We start from the raw sequence: 26,214 nt of genomic DNA on the forward strand, positions 1-26,214 counted from the left end.
GATGATGAAAAATTTTGATATAGAAAATCTTGAACGTAAAAACAGTTTTGCAACACCGCCAGATTTCTTTGCGGAAATGCAGAATAATGTTTTGGACAAGGCTATTCCTCAAAAGAAAGAAGCTAAAATAATTCCACTGAATTTTAAATGGGCAGCCGCAGCAGCAATAGTAGCTATCGGAGGTCTTGGCATCTGGAGTATTAGCAATAAAAACACCGATCAACAGACAACTATTGCAAAAAACAAAGACATTGTTGATAGCAGTTATACAATAAAAAATGATGAAGCTTTAGCTGTATATAATGTGCCACAAGCTAAATCAACTCCACAAGAAAACCTTACAACAGAAAGCAAACATCCTACTGCAACTGAAAACAATAATAGGATTACAAATAAACCGACTGAACGTCAAAATCTAGCTTATATCAAAGTTAATGCGACAACGGCAAAAGCTACTTTTGCAAAAGCTAATAAATCGGATGCGAAAATTACACAAGTTCTTGCGGTTATGACGCCTGACCAAGTCAGCGACCTTGATAAAACTGTGGACCAGGATGTTTATCTTGACCTTTACAATTAGTTGAAAAAAGAGAGTTATGAAAAAATTATTTTTTAGTTTAATATTAATTTCTTCGATGTCGCAAATTAATGCGCAAACCGAGCGCCGTGGAGGAAGTACAGATAGAAATCGTACGTCATCAGAAAACCTTGGCAACACCTCGCAAAGAGGAAGTCTTGGCACAACAAGTCTTTTGCCAATACAAAATGACAGAGTCCGAAGTGCACCAAACCAAACGCAAAACATGTCCAACTGGCAAGGCATGAATAAAGAAGAACGTCACGAAATGATGAAAAACATGAGTCCTCGTGAGCGGTCACAATTTATGCAAACGGTAAAACAACATATTTTCCTTGACGAATTGGATATCCCTGAAGCATCACAAGCGGAGTTTAAAGAAATTTTTGAGCAATACACTAATAGTCAAAAACAGATTAAAGACAAATTTAAAGGATCGGTTAACATCGAAAAACTTAGTAACGATGAGGCTAAGCAAAAACTTGATGAAAGTTTTGAGATTGGAAAACAACTTTTAGACAACAGAAAATTATATGCTGATAAGTTTTTAAAAATATTAACTCCACAACAAGTTCTTAAACTCTTCCAAACAGAAGGAAAAGTGCGCGACAAGATTATGGATAAAAAATATGGCGGTCAATAAGCATTAAAATTGAAAATATATCAGCCATCGAAAATTATTTTTTCGGTGGCTTTTTCATAAAAGACTTTTAGGAATGATAAAAGTTTAAAACAAATTTTTCATTTTAGTTCAAAAATATGTATTTTCGCGGATTGATTATAAACACATAACAAAAAATGGCAGTTTTAGGAGAGATTAGAAAACGACCTTGGTTATTGATGGGTGTTATTGCCTTAGCTTTATTAGCTTTCTTGGTAAATCCAGATTCTATCGATAAAATTTTTGGTAAAAACCCTAGCATTCTAGGAAAAGTTAATGGTGAAGAAATTAGCCGTGACGAGTTTAACGACCAATTATTTGTACTTCAGCAGCAAGCGCAACAACAAGGACAACCTCAAAATGGACTTGAAGAGCAAGCTTGGCAAGTTTTGGTACAATCAAAATTGATTAAACAAGAATTTGAAAAACTTGGTCTTGAGTTAACGGACGACATGTTCTGGAGTCAACTGCAGTACGATCCAATGTTTGCACAAAACCCGTCTAACTTCGACGAAAAAGGAAACTTCAAACTTCAAGACATCAAAAAACAAATCGAAGGTTTACAAGAAGCTGGTCAAGCAGAAATGTACAATGCTTGGATTAGAAACAAAAAATCTATCGAGTACAGAATGATGGCAAGAATCCTTTTCGGAAACTTAGGAAATGGTATTACTGCTAGCAAAAAAGAAGCTGACCTTGTTATCAAACAACGTGACGAAATCGCAAACGTTGATTATGTAAAAGTAGATTATACAAGTTTCGAGAAAACAAATCCTACAAAAGTAACAACACAAGATCTTACAGATTACATCAAGTTACATCCAACAAGATTCAAAGTTGATGCTAACCGTAACATTGGTTATGTATACTTCCCAGCGACACCAAGCGCACAGGATGAGGCAGCATCTCTTAACGAACTTAACAAATTATTCTTAAAAGGGTCTGATGCTTCTAACGGAACTGAGAACTTCCAAAATACAAAGAACGACTCAATGTTTGTGGAACTAAACTCTGACGTTCCTTACATGCCTCAATATCTAAAGCCTGAGCAATTGCCAACAGCTTTAAAAGATAAAATCTCTGGCGCTACAGTTGGACAAACTTTTGGACCTTATAAAGAGCAAAATTATTATATCGTTTCAAAATTACTAGACAAGAAGCCGACGGATTCTACAATGTCTAGCCATATCTTAATCGGCTACAAAGGCGCTGAAAGATCAACTGCAACAAGAACTAAAGAGCAAGCAAAAAAATTAGCTGACAGCATCTTAGCTGATGTTAAATCTAACGCTGCTAATTTTGATAAAGATCTTAAATTCTCTGATGAGCCTAACGCTGTAGAAAGAAAAGGTAGTGTGGGTTGGACGACACCAGAATCTCAATTTGCGCCAGGATATCTTAATTTCTTAGCCAACAACAGCAAAGGATCTATTGGTCTTGCTGAGACGCAATTCGGTTACCACATCATAAAAGTGGATGATAAAAAATCTGGTGCTATGGCTTACAAAGTAGCGCATTTAGCAAAAGCGATCAAAGCTTCTGACAAAACAGAAAGCGACGTACATAACAAAGCAACTAGATTCATCCAACAAATCCAAGGTAAGAGCTTTAATGAGTTTAGTAACATTGCTAAGAAGGGAGGTTTCAACATGCAAAATCCTAAAGCAGTTACAAGATTCCAAGGACAATTACCAGGTTTAGGAACTGATAAAGACGGCGAAATCTTAACTTGGGCATTTGACAAGAAAAGAGAAATTGGCGATAGCGACATCTTCACTGTTGACGGTACAGGCGATCGTATTGTTGCTTACCTAGTTGGTAAACAAGATGCTGGTCTTGCTAACCCAGAAAGTGTAAGAGAACAAATCGAACCGATTGTTAAAAATAAATTACTAGCTAAAAAGATCATTGACAAAATAAATGCAGCGAAAGCGGGAAGCCTAGATCAAATTGCGAAATTGTTTAACACAACAAAAGCAAATTCTGACATCAACTTCTTCAATGCCAACATTGGTGGATCTATGGAATCTAGAGTTGCAGGTGCTGCATTCGGTGTTGCAAACAACAAAATCTCTCAACCTATTGAAGGCATGGCAGGTGTTTTTGTTGTACAACGAAAGTCAATCAGGAGCAACAAAATGCCTGGCGATGCTAAGCAAGTTTTAGATGCAATCCAACAACAAAACAGTAATATGTTCGGACAAGGTTATCTTAAATCTCTCCAAGATAACGCTGACATCAAAGATTACAGAATTGAAGTTTGGGACAAAACAGGACATCAATAGTAAGAAATTACTCAAAATTATAAAGAAAGCGGCTTGCAATTTGCAGGTCGCTTTCTTGTTTTTATTTAGAAAGAATATTAACTGCAATATTCTTATATTTGTAACCTAAAAAATATTATTTACGTGAAGTTTAGTAAAGAATTAAAAGCTGGTCTTATTGCAATTTTTGCGATTATTTCCTTTACCATATTGTTTCAATTCATGAAAGGGAAAAATATCTTTTCTACAGACAATCAATATTATATCAAATATGATAATGTAGAAGGATTAGCAAAGTCAAACCCAGTTTCTATAAATGGTTTACGTGTTGGACAAGTTTCTGAGATTAAACCAGTACCAACCGCTAATGGCGATATACATTTTGTCGTTCAGATTACTGTTGATGACAAATTTGAATTTACAAAAAATTCTAATGTAGAAATTTTTGAACCAGGCCTTATGTCTGGCAAAGAGCTTAGAATAAATCTTGCAAAAGGAAATGTTTTAGCAAAAGATGGTGATACACTTAAAGGCAACTTCCGTTTATCAATGCTTAACTCATTGGCATCGCAAGTTGGTCCTGTTAAAGATCAAATATCAAGTGTTTTGACAAAATTAGATTCGACAATTGTAAGCGCTAATAAGATTGTAGATGAGCAAAATCGTCAACAAATAAAAGTGCTTTTAGCAAACCTTAACCACACTGTTTCGGCTTTTAAAGTTACCGCTGACCAAACCAACAGAATGTTAGCAAATAACGAAGCTGGTGTTAAGTCAGTTTTGGATAACACGAATGACGCTGTTAAATCGACAAAAGTTACAGTAGAAAAGTTTGGGAATGTTGCAGACAATGTAGATGTTAAAAAACTTAACTCTGCGATTGACAATCTTAGCACGACTGCTGACAAACTGAATTCTGTTATTGCAGGCATACAAAATGGCGAAGGTTCTCTTGGAAAACTTACCAAAGATGAAGACCTTTACAACAACCTCAACAAGACATCTAGTAACCTTAATGCTTTAATAGAAGACCTTAAAGCAAATCCTAAGCGTTATATCAACTTTTCCGTTTTTGGTAAAAAATAATTTTTGATTGATATGCAGTATATTGACAACATCATTTTTGTAATTCTCCTTATCGTTGGCTTTGGCATGTTTGCGAAAAGCTTACAAAAGATTTACAGAAATATCAACCTTGGTAGAGACATTAACAGATCCGACAGAAGATCCGAACGTTGGGCAACCATGACACGTGTTGCGCTTGGACAAAGCAAAATGGGACAACGTCGTGTTGCTGGGATTCTTCACCTATTTGTCTATGTTGGTTTTGTCATCATAAATATCGAACTTTTAGAAATTATCGTTGATGGTGTTTTCGGGACGCACCGTTTTTTACATTCAATTTTAGGAGACACGATTTATGATTTCTTCACTGCGACATTAGAAGTTTTGGCGTTATTGGTAGTTATTGCAGTGGTCGTTTTCTTTATTAGAAGAAATTTTTACGGTGTTAAACGTCTTAACATGAAAGAACTTTTCGGTTGGCCAAAAGATGACGCTAACTGGATTTTGATTATCGAATTTGCGCTAATGATGGCTTTCTTCAAGTTGAATGCGTCAGAGTCTATTCTACAAGCTAGAGGTGTTTATCATGCGGTGGGATCTTTCCCAATTAGTAATGTATTCATTGTTCCAATTTTGGAATGGTTTAGTTTTGATAATGGTTTTTTAATCTTTGTTGAAAAGGCCGCTTGGTGGTTCCATTTTGTGGGGATTTTATTCTTCATGAATTATCTTTATTATTCTAAGCACTTACATATTATTTTGGCGTTCCCAAGTACTTGGTATGCTAAATTAAACCAGAAAGGAGAATTCAATAATTTGGAATCAGTTACTAAAGAAATCAAATTGATGATGGATCCAAACGCTGATCCTTACGCAGCGCCAGCTGAAGGTGCAGAAGAAGCGCCAGCAAAATTCGGTGCAGAAGATATTTTTGATTTAAATAAAGTTCAGCTTCTTAATGCCTATTCGTGTACCGAATGTGGTCGTTGTACAGCGAGCTGCCCTGCAAACATTACAGGTAAAGAACTTTCGCCTCGTCTCATCATGATGAAAACGCGTGACCGTCTAGAAGAAGTGAGCAAAAACATGGATGCGAATGGTGGTAAATTTGTTGATGATGGCAAAAAGTTGTTAAACGATTATATTACTAAAGAAGAACTTTGGGCGTGTACAACTTGTAACGCTTGTACAGAAGCTTGTCCTATCCTACTCGATCCGTTATCTATCATTTTTGAAATGAGAAGATTCTTGGTGATGGAGCAATCTGCTGCGCCGACAGAACTTAACTTAATGATGACCAATATCGAAAACAATGCTGCACCATGGCAATACAACCAAGGCGACAGATTGAATTGGGCAACAGAATAATGTAATAATTAAATAATTTAACGATCTACCAATCATGATTTTTGTTTTTAAGATATTGGTAAATTGTTACTCTGATACATTAATAAATTAAAAAAATGGATTTCACTATAAAAACAATGGCAGAATATGCTGCCGAAGGAAAATCTCCAGAAGTTTTGTTTTGGGTTGGTTGCGCAGGAAGTTTTGACGATCGTGCAAAAAAAATCACCAAAGCTTTTTGTAAAATCTTGCATAAAATAGGTGTAGAATTTGCTGTTCTAGGCCAAGAAGAATCTTGTACTGGTGATCCTGCAAAACGCGCTGGTAACGAGTTCATCTTCCAGATGATGGCATTAACCAACATCGAAATTCTTAATGCTTATGATGTTAAGAAAATCGTAACGGCTTGTCCGCATTGTTTTAATACTTTAAAAAACGAATATCCAAGTTTAGGTGGGAAATTCGAAGTGCTTCACCATACGCAATTCCTTAAGCAGTTGATGGAAGAAGGTCGTCTAAAAATCGAAGGAGGACAATTTAAAGGGAAAAGAATTACCTTCCACGATCCATGTTATTTAGGTCGCGGCAATGACGAATATGAAGCGCCAAGAATGCTTTTAGAAAAGCTTGACGCCGAATTGGTTGAGATGAAGCGTTGCAAAACCAACGGACTTTGTTGTGGTGCTGGTGGTGCGCAGATGTTCAAAGAGCCAGAAAAAGGTAATAAAGACATCAATGTTGAAAGAACAGAAGAAGCGCTTAAAGAAGAACCGAAAGTTATCGCAACAGGTTGTCCTTTCTGCAACACGATGATGACCGACGGTGTTAAACATTTCAACAAAAATGAAGAAGTACAAGTTAAAGACATTGTCGAACTTCTTGCCGAAGCAGACGATTTGTAGACTTCAATAAGTTTAATAATACTATTAAAACTCAGGCTTTGCTTGGGTTTTATTTTTGTCAATATTAAAACTAAATAATAATTCGTAATTTTATACTTTAATTTTAAAACCATTCTGATATGAAAATTGAAGAATCTAGCATTGTAGAAACCAACGACTACAGAGTCATTATATATCCTGCATCGCGTCCTTTCTCACCAAAAGAAGCAAAAGACATTGCAGAACGTTTGTACGAATTTTTATCAACTTGGGCTGCACATGGCAAACCGCTGGAAGCGTCTTTCAAGATTGAAAAAAATCAATTCATCATTGTATGTGTTGATGAAGAAAAAGAAATGGCTTCTGGCTGTAGTATTGATGCGCTTGGAGGACTTATGCGAGAATTTGATAAAGAATACAAGCTTGGACTATTCGACAGAATGAAAGCTAGCTACGTTGAAAACGGCGAAGTAAAAACTTTGAAACTTCTTGATTTTAAAAACAAAATAAGATCGGGTGAACTTTCTCGCGACATCGAAGTTTTTGATTTTTCAAAAAACACTTATTTAGATTTTTTAAGCCATTTTTTACAACCACTTAGCAGAAGTTGGGCGCATAATATCTAGTAGCATTTGAAAGTTCTTTTTATTTCTTCTTGGTATCCAAACAAATTGGAACCCACCAACGGAAATTTCGTACAACGCCACGCAGAAGCCGTGGCTTTGCAACATCATGTAGAAGTACTTCATGCGATTGGTGATCCTAACCAAAAGGAAAAATTTCTATTCGATGAAAAAGTAATTAATGGTCTTAAAACTTTGATCGTTTATTATCGAAATACGAAGAATCCGCTTATCAATTTTAGAAGAAGAATGAAAGCTTATACATTAGGTTTTCAAAATATGCAAAAACCCGACATCGTCCATGCGAATGTGATGCATAATAACATGCTTTTTGCGGTTCATGTAAAAAAGAAATATAAGATACCATATGTTGTAACAGAGCATTGGACAGCTTTTCAAGAGAATGCAACCGACTCAAGTGGTTATTTTGGGAAAAGCATTGCGAAAAGAATCGCTACTAATGCCAATCATATTCTTCCAGTATGTGATCGACTGAAAAGAGGCATAAGAAGTATGGGAGTCAAAACCCCAATTTCTATTGTGCCAAATGTTGTTGATACAGACATTTTTTCAAAAAGGAAAATTGAATCTCGGCCTACCCAATTTTTACATATTTCGAGTTTAACTTATATGAAAAATATACCTGCAATTTTAGAAACATTTTTAAAACTACATAATGCAGGTTACAACTTTAGACTTTCAATAGGTGGTGATGGAGATATTAAGCCAATCCTAGAATTCATCAAAAAAAATAATTTAGATTCCAAAATTTCTGTTTTCGGAACGTTATCTCACACAGAAGTTGCTGCAAAAATGCAAGCTTCAGATGCCTTCATCCTTTTCAGTAGATACGAAAATCAGCCTTGTGTGATTAATGAATCTATGAGTGTTGGTCTCTTTGTATTTAGTTCTGATGTGGGAGGAATTTCGGAATTCTTTCCAGAAAAATTTGGCGTCTTAATTCCAAAGGAAAATAACGATATATTTTACGCTTCGCTAACACAATATTTAGATAATAAATTAGAAACTGCAAGTATAGAAGAAATGCATACCTATGCCGTCCAAACCTTCGGAAAAGAATCTATTTCGAATCAATTTACTAAAATTTACAACGAGTGTTTTAATCCATGAAAAGCTTCATCCAAGATTTCGTCGCAAAAAAAGGAATTTGGGTTGGCGCATCCTTATTTGTATCCAGAATTTCGTCATTTCTTATAAGTCTTTTTGGAGCGCGAATGTTGACAATGGAGGAGTTTGGGATGGCCACTTTTGCATTAAATTTTTTAGGAATATTTTTAGCAATCTCAGGATTTGGAGCAGCACAAGGTGTTTTAAAATACGGTCCAACAATACATGATCAAAAAGAAAAAGAGCGTTTTTTTTCTTATGCTTTTTCTTATGGATTGATTTACAATTTCGTACTTACCGCAATTATGTTTCTCGTTGCAGGATTTCTGTACTGGGATGAACATTCAAAAATATATCTTATTACCTTATTTCTCATTCGCTTTCTTGGCTTCTATCTATCTGAACAGAAAAAAGCAGAGTATCGAGCCAATCTCGATAACGAATCTTATGCTAAACTAGACATTTTTATTTCTGTTTTAAGTTTGATTTTAAGTTTGGCGCTTACTTATTTTTGGCATTTCGAAGGCTTTATTATTAGTTTGGTTATTGCACCTTTCTCGTATCTTTTGTTTGATCGAAAGTTTAATTTAAGTTTTAAAAGCAATCATTTACAGAATTTTAATAAAAAAGAATTTTGGAATTTTTCTTCGACAACGGCTTTAACAACGCAAGTTGGCGAGCTGGTTTTTATCCTTGATATTTTTTTTATTGGCTGGTTGATGACCGATGCCGATGTTGCACATTACAAAGTTAGTACGATGATCCCAATGAATATTTTAGTTTTAGGTTTTATTTTTATGCAAACTGAATATCCAAAACTTTGTCAGCACCATAGAGACCGAAAATACCAATACCACTTTGTATTTAATTACTTGAAATTATTTAGCATTGTTGGTGTTGCTATATATTTAGTTGGCTATTTTTTCAGTAAACAAGTTCTAGGAATTTTCGGAAAGCAATATGCAGATACAATAATTTATAACATTCTACTATTGGGGGCAGTTATGTCCTTAATTTTCCGAGTTTTGTTTGTGTACATGCTAGCTTCTATCGGAAAATCGATGTGGAACTTAAAAATTTCCGTATTAATGCTCCTTTTGACTTCAGTTTCATTATACTTAATAATTCCGAAATTTGGGTTAATTGGTGTCGCATACATCACATTTGGGTGTCTTACATTATCCGGAATTCTACCAGCAATTGCTTATTTTTACGAATCAAAAAAACTTTCCTAATGTGCGGTATCACTGGTTATTTTTCAATTAATAAAAAGCTTTCTTCCAAAAATATTTTGGAAATGAATAAAGCTATTGCGCACCGTGGTCCCGATGACGAAGGTTTTTGGCTTGGTGACCTCAACAATGGATGTTTCTTTTCGGGAACTGATAGCATTTCAGAAATTAAATCAAAACAGACACTTCTTACAGAAGGCGAAAACTCCAATATTGCAATTGGTTTTAGAAGACTTGCGATTTTGGATTTATCAGAAAGAGGTCATCAACCAATGTCTACGACAGATGGCAAATGCATCATTAACTTTAATGGTGAGATTTATAATTTTAAAAAAATCCGTGTCGAACTAGAAAATTTGGGTTATCAATTTTTAAGTCAAACTGACACAGAAGTTATTCTCAAAGGCTATCTACATTGGAAAGAAGCTATTTTTGAAAAATTAGATGGGATGTTCGCCATCAGCATCATCGATTTAGAAAGAAAAAAATTATTGCTGGCAAGAGATAGAATGGGGTTAAAGCCGCTTTTCTATTCACTAAAAAAAGACGAAAGTATTATTTGGGCTTCAGAAATAAAAGCAATATTAAAAGCGGATTGGATAAAACCTGAAATCAATTGGCGTGGCGTGTACAGCAATTTTTTATTCCAAACAACCTTGGCTCCTGACACCTGTTTTGAAGAGATTTATTCTTTGAAACCAGCCCATTGGATGTCGATAGACTTAGAGAATTTTGAAACAAAAACCCAATCTTTTTGGGAACTTTCAACTATTAAAAATACAAATATTAGCTCAGAAGAAGCGCAAAAACAAGTTGATCAATTATTAAGGGAAAGCGTCGACGAACAGCTTTTTGCAGATGTGCCTGTGGCAAGTATGATGAGTGGTGGTATCGATTCTACTTTAATAACTGCGAAGTCGAAAGCATTTCATAATGATATTACGGCGTTCACAATTTCGTATAAATTCTCCGATCAAGAAGTTGAAAATGCAAGTTTGGTTGCAAAAACTTTAGAAATACCTCATCTTATAAAAAAAGTTGATGACGAGGAAGTGCTCAACAATTTGAAATACAATATTCAACATTTTGAAGAGCCTTATTGCAGTCTCGAAGTATTAATAAATGCTGCTCAATTTGCAAATCAGAAAGGCTACAAAGTGGTATTAAGTGGCAATGGCGCGGACGAACTTTTTGGCGGTTACGAGCATTCTTTAAAACTGGGAAAATGGCAAAAACTTAAAAAACTCAACTTTGTTAAGAAATTTATTTTTACAAATGATAAGTTTTCACAAAAAGTAAAAAACTATTTTTCTCAAGATTCAATGTTTGATTTCTTCCGTCAAAGTCAATCCGGAATGCGTCCAGCTGAAGCAATGTCTGTATTTTCAGACGATATCAAATCGAAAAATAATTTTAATTTAAACGAATTTCATTTAAACAATAAAGAAAATTACGAAGGCCTTTTCGAATACGATATAGCCTACTCTTTGGCTTCCCATCACGTTTTTAGAGACGACCTTAGCGCCATGAAGTATGGCATCGAATTTCGTTATCCCTATCTAAGTAACAAACTGATAGATTATGTTGCGCAATTGCCTATCCACATTCGTTATAATGGCATTATCAATAAACCTTTATTAAGAAAAGTTGCACAAAACTTTCTCCCAAAAGAAGTTTTAGAAATGCCCAAAAAAGGATTTAGTTTTCCACTTGCCTATTTTATTCAGTCTAATGATAAAGCAAAAAACTTTATTTCGGAAAATTTAAAAAGTCTAAAAACTCGTGGATTCTTTAATTCTGATATCATTGATAAATGGCAGCAAGAAGCGCAAGAACCAATGGATTACGTAAGACTTTGGCAACTTGTCACTTTCGAATTATGGTATCAAAAATATTTTGAAAACTAAGTTATTCGTTCATATCTTTTTATCTTTGTCGTGATGAAACAAAAAATTTCAATTTTTCTTATCGCCGTTTTTTGTCTTTTGGCTTGTCGTCAAGACGAAGAGTCTACCCAACAGATTGACCAAGTGCTTAATATCTATGTTAAAAATGCAGAGGGTACAGACTTGTTAAAACCGAAAGTTGCAGGCAACTACACAAGTGTTGCATTACTAGATCTATTGGCTGATACGGATCAGAAACCTGTTAATTCTTCGATTTTAATAAATAGCGATTCCATCCGCTATGTCGAATATGTTGCTGGTGCAACGCGCTTGATAAAAGATTCGATCAATCCGGATTCCAAAAGTTATTATTCGAGTATGATTATGCGTTTCACAAAAAAACTAACAGAAACACAAAATTCTATCGACGATGACACCATAAGAATCGAATACAATTGGACACCACAAAAATTTGAAGTTTCCAAAATGTGGCATTCTAAAAAACTGGTATTCACAAAATCTGACACTCAGCCGAATATTGTCAACATCGTGAAATAAAAATCACTAATTTTGCAATCTTAACTGATGTTTTAGTTTTTTTATAACCATTTTTTTTTAAACAGAAAACATCAACAACATCAATATACTAACAACAAAATTATGTTACAAGTTAATTTTTTACGCGATGAAAAGGAGCGCGTTATTGAAGGTTTAAAGAAACGTCATTTCAAAAATCTAGAATTGGTAGATGCTGCCATTTCCGCAGACGACAACAGAAAAAAACTTCAGTTTGACCTTGACTCCCAACTTGCTGAAATGAACAAAATTTCGAAAGAAATTGGCATCATGATGAAAGAAGGTAGAAAAGACGACGCCGAAGCTGCTAAATCTCAAACAGCGCAGTACAAAGAATCGAGTAAAGAATTACAACAACAACTTAATGACGCCGAAAAAGCCTTGTTAGATATTCTTTATCAAATCCCGAACATTCCTTACGAAAAGGTTGTTGCTGGTATTTCTGCTGACGACAACGAAAATATCTTCCAATCAACACCCGTTGAAGGACTTGGAGAAGGCGCAATTCCGCATTGGGAATTGGCGAAGAAATACAACCTCATCGATTTTGAATTAGGTGTTAAAATTGCTGGCGCTGGCTTCCCTGTTTATCTTGGAAAAGGAGCTAGATTGCAACGTGCTTTGGTACAATATTTCTTGGACAAAAACACTGATGCCGGATATCTGGAAGTTAATCCGCCACATGTTGTTAACGAAGCTTCTGGCTACGGAACGGGACAATTACCAGATAAAGAAGGGCAAATGTATTATATCAGTGCAGATGATTTGTATCTTATCCCAACGGCTGAAGTTCCGGTGACGAATATCTATCGTGATGTTATCTTGGACGAAAAAGAGCTTCCTATTAAAAACACAGCATTTTCGCAATGTTACAGAAGAGAAGCTGGAAGTTATGGCGCGCACGTGAGAGGCCTTAACCGTCTTCACCAGTTCGAAAAGGTTGAAATCGTTAGAATCGAAAAACCTGAAAACTCTTATGCTGTTCTAGAAGAAATGGTAGAACACATCAAATCAATTCTTGAAGATCTTGAATTGCCTTACAGAATTTTGAGACTTTGTGGTGGCGATACAGGTTTTGCTGCAGCGATGACTTATGACTTTGAAGTTTGGAGTGCTGCTCAAGAAAAATGGTTAGAAGTATCTTCAGTTTCGAATTTTGAAACTTTCCAAGCGAACAGACTTAAGTGTCGTTATAAAGCAGATGGAAAAACACAATTGGTACATACGCTAAATGGTTCTGCAATGGCTCTTCCAAGAATTATGGCAGCTTTACTGGAAAACAATCAAACATCTGAAGGTATTAAATTACCAAAGAAAATTGCTGAATATGCAAGATTCGAATTGATTAATTAATTTTCAAATTTTTCTCAATAAAACAAAGGCGGACATTTCTACGAAATGTCCGCCTTTTTTCATGTTTACTACCATTCATACATACATAGGACTTCGTCCTATTCTTAGTTAAATCGTTCCTTCGGAACTTATAAGAAAAACACACAACAATTCAATAGGACTTCATCCTATTCTAAGTTAAATCGTTCCTGCGGAACTTTTTCAAATAAATTTAATACTCCATTTTTCGAAGTTTTGGCGATGTGGAAGCAATGAATATTGCGGTACCAAGCGTCAACGCACCACCAATAACCACTGATCTGGCAACACCAAAAATCTTAGCCATAACGCCGCTTTCGAATTGTCCCAACTCATTACTCGACATAATAAAAATTGAATTAACGCTCATCACACGACCGCGCAATTCGTCAGGTGTTTTGAGTTGTACAATAGTCCCGCGGATGACAACGCTGATACCATCGAGCATTCCGCTCAGCATTAAGAATCCGAAACTTAACCAATAGAGTTTTGACAAACCAAATCCAATAATACAAAGTCCAAATCCTGCGGCAACGCATAACAATATTTTGCCTTGATTTTTCTTTAATGGAACTAAAGACAAGAAGATAATAATACACATCGATCCAATATCTGAAGCGGCATTTAACAATCCAAAACCTTCGGAACCGACTTTGAGAATGTCGCTTGCAAAAACAGGAATCATCGCAACTGCGCCACCAAACAGCACTGCAAACATATCAAGCATTTGTGCGCCAAGAATCTCTTTTGTTCGGACAATAAAAGAAAGACCTTCTGTGATGCTTTTCCAGACTTCTGGCTTCTCGTCGTGTTTAACAACAGGAAATTGTTTGTTCAAACTCCAAAAGAAGAACGACGCGATAATCATACTACAGATTATAACAACCAAAGTATATTTGATGCTGATTAAAGCAATTAAAAAACCACCAATGGCATGTCCCGAAACTGACGCCGTTAAAAACGTTGCCTGATTCATAGTGACTGCATAAGGAAGGTTTTCCATTTTCACGATTTTGGGAATCATCGAAGGAATAAGCGGTCCTAAAAACGCACGACAAATCCCTGTGAAGAATATAATTCCGTAAATAAAATAGGTGATTTCATGTCCTGAAAAATGTAGTCGATGTCCTAAAAATGCCGGAATTAAAAGAAAGCTTATCAGAAAAACGTAAGCGTAATTACACATCAAAAGCATTTTCTTTTTTTCATTATTGTCGATAACATGTCCCGCGTATAATGCGCTACCAACTGCGGGAATAACTTCGGAAAGCCCGATAAGTCCAATAGACAAAGGATCTTTTGTCAATTGATAAACCCACCAACCTAGCAAAGTCGCCAACATACGAAAGGCTATAATCAAAAAGAATCTTCCCGAAAGAAGATTTCTGTATTCTTGGTTTTTTAAAACCTTTAATGGTTCAAATGAAATCATTTAACAAAGAAAAATATTTAAGTTAAATCTCGAATTGATTTAGATTAAGAAAAATATATATTCATAATTTTAATCTGAGTAGTGATAGCCTAAACCACGCCCAATTTCTGCCATACCATTAAGTGAGTATGCCATTCCGCCAATAAATCCGCCAACGCCCACTAGCAATGCCGCAGTTCCTGCAGGACTATCTTTTTTGATAATTCTAATATCCTTTTTTGCAATTCCAACATTTTCTTTGTGCCGAATCCCGAAAATACTGTCTTTCTCAACACTTGTCACAGCCATTTTAAACTCGCCATTCGAAAAAGTTTTAAAATGATATTTGGATCCGGCTTTGACTCCCAAAAAATTACTTCCCCACTCCTGCTTATACTTTGTCGTTCTACAAGAATTTAGCAACGAACAAACTATAACTAAAATCGGAAATACTTTTTTCATAAGCTTAGAGTTTTTCTAGAAAGTCAGCAATTTTTCTATCATTCGCTAATCTAGGAATTTTATTCTGACCTCCAAGCTTACCTTCGGCTTTTGCATAATCTTGAAACGCATTCTTTTTTAAACTTTTAATTTTTAAAACTTGAAGAATATTTCCTGAAATTAAATCATCATAATATGTATTTCGTTGTCTTAATTGTTGATCCAATTCTACTCGAAATTTCTCTAAATCATTAGGTTCTTTAGCAAACTCGATAAACCATTCGTGATATGGCAATCCTTCTTCAGGATTAACTTGTGGCGCCAAATGAAATTCTGTAATCTGACACGGAAATTTCTCAACCGTCGCCTTCATGGCTTCTTCAACTTCATAAGCAATAACGTGTTCACCAAATGCAGACGTAAAATGTTTGGTCCTTCCACTCACCAAAACACGATGCGGATTTTTGGCAATAAATCTCACAACATCGCCAATCGAATATGCCCAAAGTCCCGAATTGGTTGTCAAAATCATTGCATAATCTTTATTAAGTTCTACCTCGCCTATTGTCAAACGTCGCGCATCTGGTTTTCCAAATTCTTCCAAAGGGACAAATTCGAAGAAAATTCCGTGATTGGTCAATAGCAAAAGACCTTCCTTTTGATAATCATCTTGAAATGCAAAAAAACCTTCGGAAGCTGGAAAAGTTTGTACAATGTCAACTGGCTTTCCTAACAAATCATTCATCTTTTCGCGATAAGGTTCGTAGTTAACGCCGCCAGTAATAATCAATTGAAGATTCGGGAAAATTTGGGTAATTTTCTTGTTATGTTTTTCTGTCAGTTTTTCAAAATACATAATCAACCAAGGCGGAATGCCAGAAATCAACGTCATATTTTGAGTTTCGGTTTCTTCAACAATTTTATCAACCTTGGTTTCCCAATCTTCGATGCAATTGGTTTCCCAACTCGGCAAACGACTTTTTTGTAAATAATTGGGAATATGATGTGCAACAATCCCAGAAAGTCGTCCGGTTTTAACGCCGTTAACTTCTTCCAATTCAGGTGAACCTTGTAGGAAAATCATTTTACCGTTGACGAAATCGGCATTTCCTTTTTGAGCGATGTAATGAAATATTGCGCTTTGCGCCGCAGCAACTTGATAAGGCATTCCCTCTTTGGAAATTGGAATATACTTAGCTCCAGACGTTGTACCAGAAGTTTTAGCAAAATATTCGGGAAGATTTGGCCAAAGAATTTTGGCTTGACCGCGTTTTACTTTTTCGATGTAAGGTTTCAGATCTTCGTAATCTGAAATAGGAACAAGTTTTTGAAAATCCTCGATAGACTTGATGTTTTCGAATTGATGCTCGCGTCCGAATAATGTTTTTTCGGCGGTTTTGATCAAATCTAAAAGAAGTGCTTCTTGGTCTTTCGCCGCATTATTTTTAAAAGCTTGGGTTTTGGCAACATGTTTTTTTGCCCAGACTTTGGCAATATTTTTCTTGATAAAATTTAGCATTGATAAAATTTTCAATGCTCAAATTTATTGAGATTAATTAAGATTATTAGATTAAATATAAAATTGTTTTGTGAAAGAGATTTTGTAATAATTCGAAATTTGAGATTTGAGATTCTAATTGATGATAAGGCTCTCTCAGTCTGAAACTTTGAAAGCTTTGTATTTTTTCCACGAGACTGTCGCAGCCCGACCTGAGTGGAGCTCATTTTTTTGGCTTGGCTAAGGCTTGAAAAAAAATAGCGGGAACGGAGGGCGGAAATGCTGCCCCAAATAAAAATAAAAAGTACTGAGCATCAAATATTTGAAAAAAGTGAAATAAATATTGTGCTTGTTAAATAAATTGTCTACTTTTGCACCTCGAATAATTATATAAAAATCATAAACAATGTTTGCAATTGTAGAAATAGCAGGGCTTCAATATAAAGTTGAGCAAGACCAAAAGTTGTTTGTAAACCGTCTAGCAGGAGAAAAAGGATCAAAAGTATCTTTTGATAAAGTTCTTATGACTGTTAACGGAGCAGTAACTGTTGGCGCCCCAGCTGTAAGCGGTATCGCTGTAGAAGTAGAAATCCTTGACCACGTTCAGGCTGACAAAGTAATCATTTTCAAAAAGAAAAGAAGAAAAGGTTATGCTAAGAAAAACGGTCATAGACAACAATTAACTCAAATCCAAGTTGTTTCTATCACTGGTTTTGATGCAGCTAAACCAAAGGCTAAAAAAGAATCTAAAGCGACTGAAGCTGCAGAAGAAAAAGCGCCTAAAGCTAAAAAGACTACTAAAAAAGAGGAGTCTGCTGAGTAATTAATTAATACCCAAAAAACATTAAAGTAAGATGGCACATAAGAAAGGGGTTGGTAGCTCCAAAAACGGTAGAGAATCTCACTCTAAGAGATTAGGTGTTAAAATCTTCGGTGGTCAAGAAGCTATCGCTGGTAACATCATCGTAAGACAAAGAGGTACGCAACACCACCCAGGTGAAAACGTAGGTATCGGTAAAGATCATACTTTGTTCGCTCTAGTTGACGGAAAAGTTGTTTTTACAAAAAAAGCAAATAATAGATCTTTCGTATCTATCGAAGTTAATGCTTAATTCTTAGCATTTGAACAATATAAAAACCCAATCTTCGGATTGGGTTTTTTGTTTTTTTTTGAGAACTAAAAAAGACCTAATAATTTGTTAGGTCTTTTGGTTAATTTAATATAAAAATTTATCCAGCTAGATAATCTTCCATTTTGCTGCGGAGTTTGTACCAATCTTTTGGTTGAATGCCGCCACTTTCGAAGCGGACGAAAACGATAAATTAGCTTTCTTCAAAAAAAGCTATTAACAATATATTCTTTAGTTAAAAACAAAATGATATAAAGAAAACCATCGAAAACGATAGCTTCATTTCATCAAGTTGTTAATCTTGGCTGAATAAGTTTTGCAACCGTCGCTGTCCACCCCGTTTGATGCGAAGCGCCGACGCCACGACCATTATCGCCATGGAAATATTCGTAAAACAAAATATAATCTTTAAAATTAGGATCTTGATTCATCTTTTCGTTTCCACCATTAAAAGCACGATTTCCGTTTTCATCTTTTAAGAAGATACTGCAAAGTCGGCGTGACAGATCTTTAGAAATCTCATCAAGATTACGTTCTACTCCACTTCCTTTAGGATATTCGATTTTCAAACTATCACCATAGAAAAAGTGAAAACGCTGCAAGCTTTCCACAATCAGGAAATTAATCGGAAACCAAATCGGTCCTCGCCAGTTGCTATTTCCACCAAACATTCGGCTGTCACTTTCGGCAGGCGTATAATACACCACATAATCGTGACCTCCAACATTGAAACTAAAAGGCGTGTTTTCATAAATTTTCGACAAAGCACGAATCCCATAATCACTCAAAAACTCAGCTTCATCGACCATTCTGTTTAAGACTTTAGTCAAACGAGTTTTGCGCATAATGCTCATCAAATGTTTGTTACCTTCACCTTCCACATACCATTGCGACACCAACTTAGTCAAATCAGTTTTGTTGCGTAACACCCAATCCATTCGTTTTTTAAAATTCGGCAATTTCTCCAAAAGGCTATGTTCGATAACCTCAACAGCGAACATTGGGATAAGCCCAACGATGCTTCGTAACTTTAAATTGACGCTATTTCCGTCTGACAATTTTAACAAATCATAGAAGAAACCATCTTCCTCATTCCAAAGTCCAATATTATCTTCACCCAAATTCTCCATCGCTTCGGCAATGTATAAGAAGTGTTCAAAAAACTTAATCGCCATATCTTCGTAGACAGGATTGTATGTCGCCAACTCCATCGCGATGCGCATCATGTTAAGCGCATACATCGCCATCCAACTTGTACCATCGGCTTGCTCCAAAGTTTGACCAGCATCCAATTCCATATTGCGGTCAAAAGCACCAATGTTATCAAGACCTAGGAAACCGCCACCAAAAATATTATTGCCTTTAACGTCTTTTCGGTTAACCCACCAAGTAAAATTGAGTAGCAACTTCTGGAACACATTTTCTAAGAAAAACAAATCTGCTTTACCATTATGTTTTTCATCGATTTTAAAAACCCTGAAAGTCGCCCAAGCATGTACGGGCGGATTAACATCGCTAAAATTCCATTCGTAGGCTGGCTGTTGTCCGTTCGGATGTAGATTCCATTCTTTGGTCAAAAGCATCAATTGATTTTTCGCAAAAGCTGCATCTATCAGACTAAAACTCACACAATGAAATGCCAAATCCCAAGTCGCGTACCACGGATACTCCCATTTATCAGGCATCGAAATAATATCTTTATTATGAAGATGCTGCCAATCGACATTTCTTACAAAACCTTGTCGTTCTACAGGATGGTTAGGATCGCCTTTTAGCCATTTTCCAACATTGTAATGATAGAATTGTTTATTCCAAAGAAGTCCTGCAAACGCTTGTCGTTGCACATTTTTTTCGTCCTCGTCTTTTATGTCTTGTTGAATGCCTGCGTAGAAATCATTCGCTTCTTGAATTCGATGATTGAACTGATCTTCAAAATCCCAGAACGCATCATCCATAATATATGGCGACAATCGGAATTCAAAAGTTTTATTGCCTTTCGCAGGAATCATCTCCTCACATCGAAAAGCCGATTTTGTCCCAACTCGATTTGGATTAACAGAAGTTCCGCCGCGTAAAACATAATCGTTAATACCGTCTTTATAAAACCTACCAGTTGTAACTTCACCGAAAAGTTTCGGTCTATTGGTTTCATTATCACAAAAAAGAGGTTCTACGTTGCGACTTCTCGAGTACAATTTCTTTATTGACAAACTATCATGATGAACATCGATTTCTGCATCTTTCGAAAAACCTAGATTTGGCTTATAAGTATTATAACCCCAGGACCAGTTATTGCGATACCAAAGCGTCGGCAGCACCACCAAAGGCGCATCCTTGTCGCTTCTATTATGGACATCAACTCTGATCAAAAAATCATCTTCTCTAACTTTCGCATATTCAATAAAAATATCAAAATAAGCATCTTTGTCAAAAACGCCAGTGTCAAAAATCTCATATTCCATTTCCTTGTTAGATCGTTGGGCATTGGTCGCCACCAAATCATCGTACGGAAAAGCATTTATCGGATATTTGTACACCATTTTCATATAGCTGTGCGACGGCGTATTGTCAATATAGTAGAAAATCTCTTTAATATCTTCGCCGTGGTTACCTTGGTAATTGCTTAGCCCAAAGAAGCGTTCTTTGATCATTTTGTCATTTTTATTCCAAAACGAAAGCGCAAAACACAACATTTGCTTATCGTCAGAAATTCCCGCAATTCCTTCTTCCGCCCAACGATAAGTCCAACTTTCGGCGCGATCATGCGTTGTATAACCCCATGCATCGCCATTGCTACTATAATCTTCTCGCACATTTCCCCATTGGCGGTGGCTCACATACGGCCCCCACTTTTTCCAATTTGGATTATTGAGTTTATCTTGTTCTGTCATATAATTTTATTTCTGAAGCTTTTCAGATTCATTTTTAGGAGCATCGAGATTATTGAATTCTTAGACATCAAATCTCGCTGTCACTACTCGCTATTATATTTTTAAAAAAAATATAATGAGCTCAAACATACCGTTCCATCGGGGCTATATTTGAAGATTTTTCATTCTCTTGACTATTAAAAAGAACCATTCCAAAATACTGTTTTCTGTTATCCATTATCCGAAAAACTCTCTAACGTTGACATTCCACCATCGATGTAGATGCTTGCTCCCGTAATATAATCTGAAAAGTCGCTTGATAAAAATACTGCTAAATTTCCAATATCTTCTGCTTTTCCGATTCTATTATAAGGCATCAAAGTCATCAATGCATTAAAAGAAGCTTCGTTATCCCATGCCGATTTGTTAATAGGCGTTTAGATGGCTCCCGAACAAATATTGTTGATTCGGATTTTATCTTTTCCATATTCCTGAGCCAAAGTTTGCATCAATATTCGCAGGGCACCTTTACTAGAAGCGTATTAGCCTGTCCCGCCCAAGGAATATTTTCGTGGACACGGCTGATGTTTACGATTTTCCCTAACGAAATAGATTTATCATTCATCCCCCTTTTCAAAAACTCCCGAATCGCCTCGCGTGCGCACAGAAACTGACCAGTAAGATTAACATCAATTACCTTTTGCCATTGCGCTAAAGTCATATCAATAAATTTTGCGTCTTGTTGTAATCCAGCATTGTTTACAAGAATTTCAACTGTTCCGTATGTATCAATCGTCTTTTGAAAGATCGCCTAGACTTCAACTTCTTTATTTACATCACATTGACTTAGCATGCCTTGTTCGCCTTTAACAAAAATATCATCAAGAATGATTTGTGCAGCTTCTTTCGAGTGTTCCGAAGAATGATTAACAATGACAATGGCGCCAGAAGCCGCTAAACATTTTACAATTCCTTCTCCTATTCCACTTCTAAAACAAGTTACGATTGCAACTTGTCCATTTAGTTTTATTTCCATTTTATGTTTTTTAGAATTCTTTTTTATCAAAAATCATACGAGAAAATTTAATTTCTTTAAAAAATTTGCCAGATTAAAATAATTTAATTTTAAAAGGAAAAATCTCAAAACCCCGATAAATACTAACAATTGTTAGCTGATTATTTTAAATTATTATTGTGAAATATCATTTAATAACAATAATTTATTCTAAAAATGGAAATATTTTAGAATATTTTATTGAATTATCAAAATTTTCATATATTTGCATTACCGTTCTTTCACATATTGAAAATGTTATCCAGAAAGGTTGAGGGATTAGACCCTATGAAACCTTAGCAACCCTTTGCAAAAGCCAAGAAGGTGCTACGTTCTACCAAGATATTTGGACAGATAACAACTGAAGTTCTTTACTCAGCCATTCTTAGAGGCATTTTCAATGAAAAAAAATATTAAAGCATTGAAAAAAGAACTTTTAACCACAGACATTAAGTACAAATCCTTTTCAGGACAGAATTTTGATATCCCTTTAAGCTACGAAGTATTCGGGAAAGCCCTAGGCACCGCACCTATCGTATTGGTTAACCACGCTTTGACTGGCAACTCTACAGTGTCTGGCAGCAAAGGTTGGTGGAAAAACATAATTGGTCCACAAAAAATAATTTCTACCAAAAAGTATAGTATTATTAGTTTTAACATCCCTGGTAACGGTTACAATGATTTCTTTATCGATAATTATGAAGATCTCACAACCAAAGATATTGCAGCGATTTTTTTGCAAGGTTTAGAAAATTTAGAAATAAAAACGTTACACAGTATTATTGGTGGTTCGTTAGGAGGTTCTATCGGTTGGGAAATGCTAGCCATCAACCCTAAAATCAGCGAAAACTTTATCCCAATTGCCTCGGATTACAAAACCCACGATTGGTTACACGCACAATGTTTGGTTCAAAAATATCTTTTAGACTCACCTGAAAAACCACTAGAAAAAGCAAGAGCACACGCCATGCTTTGCTACAGAACGCCAGAATCGCTTAATGAAAGATTTGAGGGTAAATTAACAAAAGAAAATACTAGGCGCGAGTCCGAAGATTGGTTAATCTACCACGGAAAAAGTCTCAACGAAAGATTTAGTTTAAAAGCTTACAAATTGATGAATCATCTTCTGATGACCGTTGATACTAACGAAAAAGTGTTATCCAAAATAAAAGCAAACATTAACCTCATTGCGATTAACACAGATTTGTTTTTTCCAGCTTCGGAAATCAAAAAATGTTACGAAAAAATAAAAACACATAAGAAAGATATTTTCTACGACGAAATTGTTTCTATCCACGGCCACGACGCATTTTTAATAGAGTATGAACAATTGCAAGAATTATTAAAACCTATTTATTAGAACAAAATGACAGACCAAAATCCAATTAGTATATACAGAAAGAAAGCTTTAGTCAACTTTGAAGGCAAAGACTTTCTTGGACAAATCGGCATCGACTCTCGAATCTTTACAACACTTAACAAAGGTGGCATCAGCGTTGGGGTTATTTCTCAACAAGCCATCGAAAATGGTGTTTCAGTTTTGGTTGATGAGAAAGATGCCGAGGACGCCGTGGCATTATTGAAGAAAGAATTCCAAAATGAAAAAGCAGCTGGCATAGTGAGTAATATTTACAGCATTGACAATCTTTGCGTTCTTGGATTTGTTTCGGAACAAAATGCTAAAATCATGTCGGAACTTCAACGCAACAAGATTTATCCTTTGTTGCTTAACCAAGTGTCATCGACTGGTAGAGTTAACATTGTTGTAACTGACAATCAAACCGAAATCACTCAAAATATTATTGAAACCGAACTTTTCGGAAAACCTAAAGTTGTTCACTTAGCTTTAATTGGTCACGGAAACGTTGGTTCAACACTTATCGAACAGATTTTAGATTCGGCTTACGATATTTTGAACAGAAAAAGAATTGATCTTAAAGTCGTTGCGATTTCTAATTCCAAAAAAATGGCTTTAAACAAATCTGGTTTTGGCAGCGATTGGAGACAAAAAATAAACTATTCGAACACTAAAAGTAATATCTCAGAACTTATCAGTTACACAAAAGAGCACAACTTAGAAAACCTAATTGTTGTGGACAATACCGCGAGTCCAGCTTTTGTAAAAAACTATACCAAATTTGTCGAAAACGGTTTTGATGTGGTTTCATCAAATAAAATCTTCAATACTTTACCTATTTCAGATTATCGAAATTTCAGAACGCAACTTGCAAAAAATAATAAAAAATATTTATACGAAACCAATGTTGGTGCAGGTTTACCATTAATTGATACGCTTAAATTACTGCATTTATCGGGAGAAGATATCACCAGAATAAAAGGGGTTTTCTCAGGAACATTAAGTTATGTCTTCAACCAATTTTCTGTTCGTAATGAGAAATTTTCAACCATCGTAAAAGAAGCAATGAACAAAGGTTTTACAGAGCCAGATCCGCGCGAAGACCTTTCTGGAAACGATGTTGCAAGAAAACTTTTGATCCTTGCTCGCGAATTAGATTTAATGAACGAATTCGAAGATATCAATATCAAAAACCTAGTTACAGAACCGCTTCTTCCAATTTCAAAAGACGAATTTTTGACACGAATAGATGAGTTGGACGAAACTTTCCAAAAGATAAAAGACGAACAAGAACCCTATCATGTTTTACGTTACGTTGGCGATTTGCATGGCGATTTAAGTCAAGACAAAGGCGAACTGGATGTAAAATTAATTTCCGTTCCTGCCAATTCTGCTTTGGGACAATTAAAAGGTTCCGATTCTATTTTTGAAATCTACACAGAAAGTTACGGCGAAAATCCGATTGTTATTATGGGCGCTGGAGCTGGAGCAAAAGTTACTGCCCGCGGCGTTTTCGGTGATATTTTAAGAGTCAGTGAGACAAAATAGATGCTAGAATCAAGAATCAAGAGCCAAGAACCAAGAAGCAAGACAAATTTAATATTGAAAAAATGTCAGAAAACATACCAACAACCAGCAACCAACAACCAACAACCAACTTTGAAACCCTCGCCATCAGAACTCAAACCGAAAGAAGCCAGTTTGATGAGCATTCAACGCCGTTATATTTAACTTCAAGTTTCGTTTTTGAAGATGCCGAAGATATGCGTGCAAGCTTCGCCGAGGAAAAAGACAAAAACTTATACAGCCGATTTTCGAACCCAAATGTCACCGAATTCATCGATAAAATCGCATTAATGGAAGGGGCAGAATCGGGCTATGCTTTTGCAACTGGAATGGCGGCAATTTATTCCACTTTCGTGGCATTATTGAATGCGGGCGATCATATTGTGAGCTGTCAATCGGTGTTTGGTTCTACGCATACTTTGTTCACAAAATATTTCCCAAAATGGAATATCGAAACAACCTATTTCAAAGCCGAAGACGCACAAAATGTCGAAAAATACATCCAACCGAACACCAAAATTTTATATTTAGAAACGCCTACCAATCCCGCAATTGAAGTTTTAGATTTGGAATTTTTCGGTCAAATTGCAAAGAAGCACAATCTCATTTTTATTGTGGACAATTGCTTTGCGACACCGTATTTACAGAAACCGATAAAGTATGGAGCAGATATCGTCGTACATTCCGCAACCAAATTAATCGATGGTCAAGGTCGAGTTTTAGGTGGCGTGGCAGTTGGCAAGGCAGATTTGATTCGTGAAATTTATCTTTTCGCGAGAAACACCGGACCTGCGATGTCGCCGTTCAACGCTTGGATTTTGAGCAAAAGTTTGGAAACTCTGGCAATTCGTGTTGAAAAACATTGTGAAAATGCAATCAAAGTTGCGGAATTTTTAGAATCACATCCAAATGTCGATTTGGTGAAATATCCGTTTTTAAAGTCCCATACAAGTTACGAAATCGCAAAAAAGCAAATGAAATTAGGAGGAAATATCGTCGCTTTCGAAATTAAAGGAGGCATCGAAGGCGGTCGCAATTTCCTCAACAAAATCAAGATGTGTTCGCTTTCCGCGAACCTTGGTGACACGAGGACGATTGTTACGCATCCCGCTTCCACAACGCATTCCAAGCTTTCGGACGAAGAAAGAAATGAAGTCGGAATCACGGCAGGTTTGGTGCGCTGCTCCGTAGGTTTAGAAAATGTGGACGACATCATTGCGGACTTAAAACAAGCATTAGATTAGTTTTTTAGGAGCATCAAGATTTCAGCTTCGAA

At 35.9% G+C, this 26,214-nt stretch carries 22 protein-coding genes, 1 pseudogene and 1 riboswitch; of the genes and pseudogenes, 17 read left to right on the forward strand and 6 right to left on the reverse strand.

Annotation, left to right across the window (positions count from 1 at the left end):
- The first annotated feature begins 1 nt into the window (after nucleotide 1).
- The 12 genes from RT037_RS00635 (at nucleotide 2) to serS (ending at nucleotide 13,593) form a co-directional block, all read left to right on the forward strand.
- Complete coding sequence (locus tag RT037_RS00635; protein WP_313027058.1) at nucleotides 2–580, forward strand: hypothetical protein; 579 nt, start codon at nucleotides 2–4, stop codon at nucleotides 578–580.
- A gap of 16 nt (nucleotides 581–596) precedes the next feature.
- Entirely contained in the window at nucleotides 597–1,220 is a 624-nt protein-coding gene (locus RT037_RS00640) for a hypothetical protein (protein ID WP_313027062.1), read from the forward strand.
- Between the two features lie 155 nt (nucleotides 1,221–1,375).
- Nucleotides 1,376–3,523, forward strand: coding sequence for a SurA N-terminal domain-containing protein (locus RT037_RS00645; protein ID WP_313027065.1), 2,148 nt, complete (start codon nucleotides 1,376–1,378; stop codon nucleotides 3,521–3,523).
- A 123-nt stretch (nucleotides 3,524–3,646) separates the two neighbouring features.
- Nucleotides 3,647–4,588 carry an MlaD family protein gene (locus RT037_RS00650; RefSeq protein ID WP_312322208.1) on the forward strand — a complete coding sequence of 314 codons (942 nt, stop codon included), beginning with the start codon at nucleotides 3,647–3,649 and terminating at the stop codon, nucleotides 4,586–4,588.
- A gap of 12 nt (nucleotides 4,589–4,600) precedes the next feature.
- Nucleotides 4,601–5,935, forward strand: a complete 1,335-nt coding sequence (locus RT037_RS00655) for a (Fe-S)-binding protein (protein ID WP_312322207.1) — start codon at nucleotides 4,601–4,603, stop codon at nucleotides 5,933–5,935.
- Nucleotides 5,936–6,030: 95 nt separating this feature from the next.
- The gene (locus RT037_RS00660) at nucleotides 6,031–6,816 is read left to right on the forward strand and encodes a (Fe-S)-binding protein (protein ID WP_079666603.1); all 786 of its coding nucleotides are present in this window, start codon (nucleotides 6,031–6,033) and stop codon (nucleotides 6,814–6,816) included.
- Between the two features lie 119 nt (nucleotides 6,817–6,935).
- Nucleotides 6,936–7,421 (forward strand): hypothetical protein, encoded by a 486-nt coding sequence (locus tag RT037_RS00665; RefSeq protein WP_313027070.1) that lies wholly within the window; start codon nucleotides 6,936–6,938, stop codon nucleotides 7,419–7,421.
- Nucleotides 7,422–7,427: 6 nt separating this feature from the next.
- Complete coding sequence (locus RT037_RS00670) at nucleotides 7,428–8,549, forward strand: glycosyltransferase (protein WP_313027074.1); 1,122 nt, start codon at nucleotides 7,428–7,430, stop codon at nucleotides 8,547–8,549.
- On the forward strand, nucleotides 8,546–9,781 hold the full coding sequence (locus RT037_RS00675; RefSeq protein ID WP_313027077.1) for an oligosaccharide flippase family protein: 1,236 nt from the start codon (nucleotides 8,546–8,548) through the stop codon (nucleotides 9,779–9,781). The genes RT037_RS00670 and RT037_RS00675 overlap by 4 nt, the downstream gene beginning before the upstream one ends.
- On the forward strand, nucleotides 9,781–11,685 hold the full coding sequence (gene asnB, locus RT037_RS00680) for an asparagine synthase (glutamine-hydrolyzing) (protein ID WP_313027080.1): 1,905 nt from the start codon (nucleotides 9,781–9,783) through the stop codon (nucleotides 11,683–11,685). Before RT037_RS00675 ends, asnB begins: the two co-directional genes overlap by 1 nt.
- A gap of 33 nt (nucleotides 11,686–11,718) precedes the next feature.
- On the forward strand, nucleotides 11,719–12,222 hold the full coding sequence (locus RT037_RS00685; protein ID WP_313027083.1) for a hypothetical protein: 504 nt from the start codon (nucleotides 11,719–11,721) through the stop codon (nucleotides 12,220–12,222).
- 102 nt (nucleotides 12,223–12,324) lie between these two features.
- Entirely contained in the window at nucleotides 12,325–13,593 is a 1,269-nt protein-coding gene (gene serS, locus RT037_RS00690; protein WP_313027085.1) for a serine--tRNA ligase, read from the forward strand.
- Between the two features lie 211 nt (nucleotides 13,594–13,804).
- Here the strand turns inward: serS and RT037_RS00695 are convergent, their stop codons facing one another.
- The 3 genes from RT037_RS00695 to RT037_RS00705 all read right to left on the reverse strand — a co-directional run bounded on the left by RT037_RS00695 (nucleotide 13,805) and on the right by RT037_RS00705 (nucleotide 16,982).
- Nucleotides 13,805–15,043 carry an MFS transporter gene (locus tag RT037_RS00695; protein ID WP_313027088.1) on the reverse strand — a complete coding sequence of 413 codons (1,239 nt, stop codon included), beginning with the start codon at nucleotides 15,041–15,043 and terminating at the stop codon, nucleotides 13,805–13,807.
- Between the two features lie 69 nt (nucleotides 15,044–15,112).
- Nucleotides 15,113–15,484: a hypothetical protein gene (locus tag RT037_RS00700; protein ID WP_313027091.1), complete on the reverse strand. Its 372-nt coding sequence runs from the start codon at nucleotides 15,482–15,484 to the stop codon at nucleotides 15,113–15,115.
- Between the two features lie 4 nt (nucleotides 15,485–15,488).
- On the reverse strand, nucleotides 15,489–16,982 hold the full coding sequence (locus RT037_RS00705) for a GH3 auxin-responsive promoter family protein (RefSeq protein ID WP_313027093.1): 1,494 nt from the start codon (nucleotides 16,980–16,982) through the stop codon (nucleotides 15,489–15,491).
- Nucleotides 16,983–17,367: 385 nt separating this feature from the next.
- Here RT037_RS00705 and rplU point away from each other — a divergent pair, with 385 nt between their 5' ends.
- Nucleotides 17,368–17,784 (forward strand): 50S ribosomal protein L21, encoded by a 417-nt coding sequence (gene rplU / locus RT037_RS00710; protein WP_300675738.1) that lies wholly within the window; start codon nucleotides 17,368–17,370, stop codon nucleotides 17,782–17,784.
- A gap of 31 nt (nucleotides 17,785–17,815) precedes the next feature.
- The gene (gene rpmA / locus RT037_RS00715) at nucleotides 17,816–18,073 is read left to right on the forward strand and encodes a 50S ribosomal protein L27 (protein WP_312323300.1); all 258 of its coding nucleotides are present in this window, start codon (nucleotides 17,816–17,818) and stop codon (nucleotides 18,071–18,073) included.
- A 305-nt stretch (nucleotides 18,074–18,378) separates the two neighbouring features.
- On the opposite strand, the gene RT037_RS00720 is transcribed toward rpmA, so the two are convergent.
- From RT037_RS00720 to RT037_RS00730, 3 genes and pseudogenes are all read right to left on the reverse strand, one after another.
- A complete protein-coding gene (locus RT037_RS00720; RefSeq protein ID WP_313027096.1) occupies nucleotides 18,379–20,982 on the reverse strand; it encodes an MGH1-like glycoside hydrolase domain-containing protein in 2,604 nt (867 codons plus the stop codon).
- Between the two features lie 209 nt (nucleotides 20,983–21,191).
- Nucleotides 21,192–21,769 (reverse strand): annotated as a pseudogene (locus RT037_RS00725) (SDR family oxidoreductase).
- A gap of 3 nt (nucleotides 21,770–21,772) precedes the next feature.
- Entirely contained in the window at nucleotides 21,773–21,997 is a 225-nt protein-coding gene (locus RT037_RS00730) for a hypothetical protein (protein WP_312324178.1), read from the reverse strand.
- A gap of 273 nt (nucleotides 21,998–22,270) precedes the next feature.
- Nucleotides 22,271–22,376, forward strand: a riboswitch (SAM riboswitch).
- 39 nt (nucleotides 22,377–22,415) lie between these two features.
- On the opposite strand from RT037_RS00730, the gene RT037_RS00735 reads away from it, so the two are divergent.
- From RT037_RS00735 to RT037_RS00745, 3 genes are all read left to right on the forward strand, one after another.
- Nucleotides 22,416–23,375: an alpha/beta fold hydrolase gene (locus tag RT037_RS00735; RefSeq protein WP_313027099.1), complete on the forward strand. Its 960-nt coding sequence runs from the start codon at nucleotides 22,416–22,418 to the stop codon at nucleotides 23,373–23,375.
- Between the two features lie 6 nt (nucleotides 23,376–23,381).
- On the forward strand, nucleotides 23,382–24,920 hold the full coding sequence (locus tag RT037_RS00740; protein WP_313027102.1) for an ACT domain-containing protein: 1,539 nt from the start codon (nucleotides 23,382–23,384) through the stop codon (nucleotides 24,918–24,920).
- Between the two features lie 62 nt (nucleotides 24,921–24,982).
- Nucleotides 24,983–26,182: an O-succinylhomoserine sulfhydrylase gene (locus RT037_RS00745; RefSeq protein ID WP_313027104.1), complete on the forward strand. Its 1,200-nt coding sequence runs from the start codon at nucleotides 24,983–24,985 to the stop codon at nucleotides 26,180–26,182.
- The last annotated feature ends 32 nt before the right edge of the window (nucleotides 26,183–26,214 follow it).

This window comes from Soonwooa sp. (assembly GCF_032062245.1).
Lineage (GTDB): Bacteria > Bacteroidota > Bacteroidia > Flavobacteriales > Weeksellaceae > Soonwooa.

Coding starts and splice junctions, on each gene's coding strand:
- RT037_RS00635 (WP_313027058.1), top strand. CDS start 2: ATGATGAAAAATTTTGATATAGAAAATCTTGAACGTAAAAACAGTTTT.
- RT037_RS00640 (WP_313027062.1), top strand. CDS start 597: ATGAAAAAATTATTTTTTAGTTTAATATTAATTTCTTCGATGTCGCAA.
- RT037_RS00645 (WP_313027065.1), top strand. CDS start 1,376: ATGGCAGTTTTAGGAGAGATTAGAAAACGACCTTGGTTATTGATGGGT.
- RT037_RS00655 (WP_312322207.1), top strand. CDS start 4,601: ATGCAGTATATTGACAACATCATTTTTGTAATTCTCCTTATCGTTGGC.
- RT037_RS00660 (WP_079666603.1), top strand. CDS start 6,031: ATGGATTTCACTATAAAAACAATGGCAGAATATGCTGCCGAAGGAAAA.
- RT037_RS00665 (WP_313027070.1), top strand. CDS start 6,936: ATGAAAATTGAAGAATCTAGCATTGTAGAAACCAACGACTACAGAGTC.
- RT037_RS00675 (WP_313027077.1), top strand. CDS start 8,546: ATGAAAAGCTTCATCCAAGATTTCGTCGCAAAAAAAGGAATTTGGGTT.
- asnB (WP_313027080.1), top strand. CDS start 9,781: ATGTGCGGTATCACTGGTTATTTTTCAATTAATAAAAAGCTTTCTTCC.
- RT037_RS00685 (WP_313027083.1), top strand. CDS start 11,719: ATGAAACAAAAAATTTCAATTTTTCTTATCGCCGTTTTTTGTCTTTTG.
- serS (WP_313027085.1), top strand. CDS start 12,325: ATGTTACAAGTTAATTTTTTACGCGATGAAAAGGAGCGCGTTATTGAA.
- RT037_RS00695 (WP_313027088.1), bottom strand. CDS start 15,043: ATGATTTCATTTGAACCATTAAAGGTTTTAAAAAACCAAGAATACAGA.
- RT037_RS00700 (WP_313027091.1), bottom strand. CDS start 15,484: ATGAAAAAAGTATTTCCGATTTTAGTTATAGTTTGTTCGTTGCTAAAT.
- RT037_RS00705 (WP_313027093.1), bottom strand. CDS start 16,982: ATGCTAAATTTTATCAAGAAAAATATTGCCAAAGTCTGGGCAAAAAAA.
- rplU (WP_300675738.1), top strand. CDS start 17,368: ATGTTTGCAATTGTAGAAATAGCAGGGCTTCAATATAAAGTTGAGCAA.
- rpmA (WP_312323300.1), top strand. CDS start 17,816: ATGGCACATAAGAAAGGGGTTGGTAGCTCCAAAAACGGTAGAGAATCT.
- RT037_RS00720 (WP_313027096.1), bottom strand. CDS start 20,982: ATGACAGAACAAGATAAACTCAATAATCCAAATTGGAAAAAGTGGGGG.
- RT037_RS00730 (WP_312324178.1), bottom strand. CDS start 21,997: ATGGAAATAAAACTAAATGGACAAGTTGCAATCGTAACTTGTTTTAGA.
- RT037_RS00735 (WP_313027099.1), top strand. CDS start 22,416: ATGAAAAAAAATATTAAAGCATTGAAAAAAGAACTTTTAACCACAGAC.
- RT037_RS00740 (WP_313027102.1), top strand. CDS start 23,382: ATGACAGACCAAAATCCAATTAGTATATACAGAAAGAAAGCTTTAGTC.
- RT037_RS00745 (WP_313027104.1), top strand. CDS start 24,983: ATGTCAGAAAACATACCAACAACCAGCAACCAACAACCAACAACCAAC.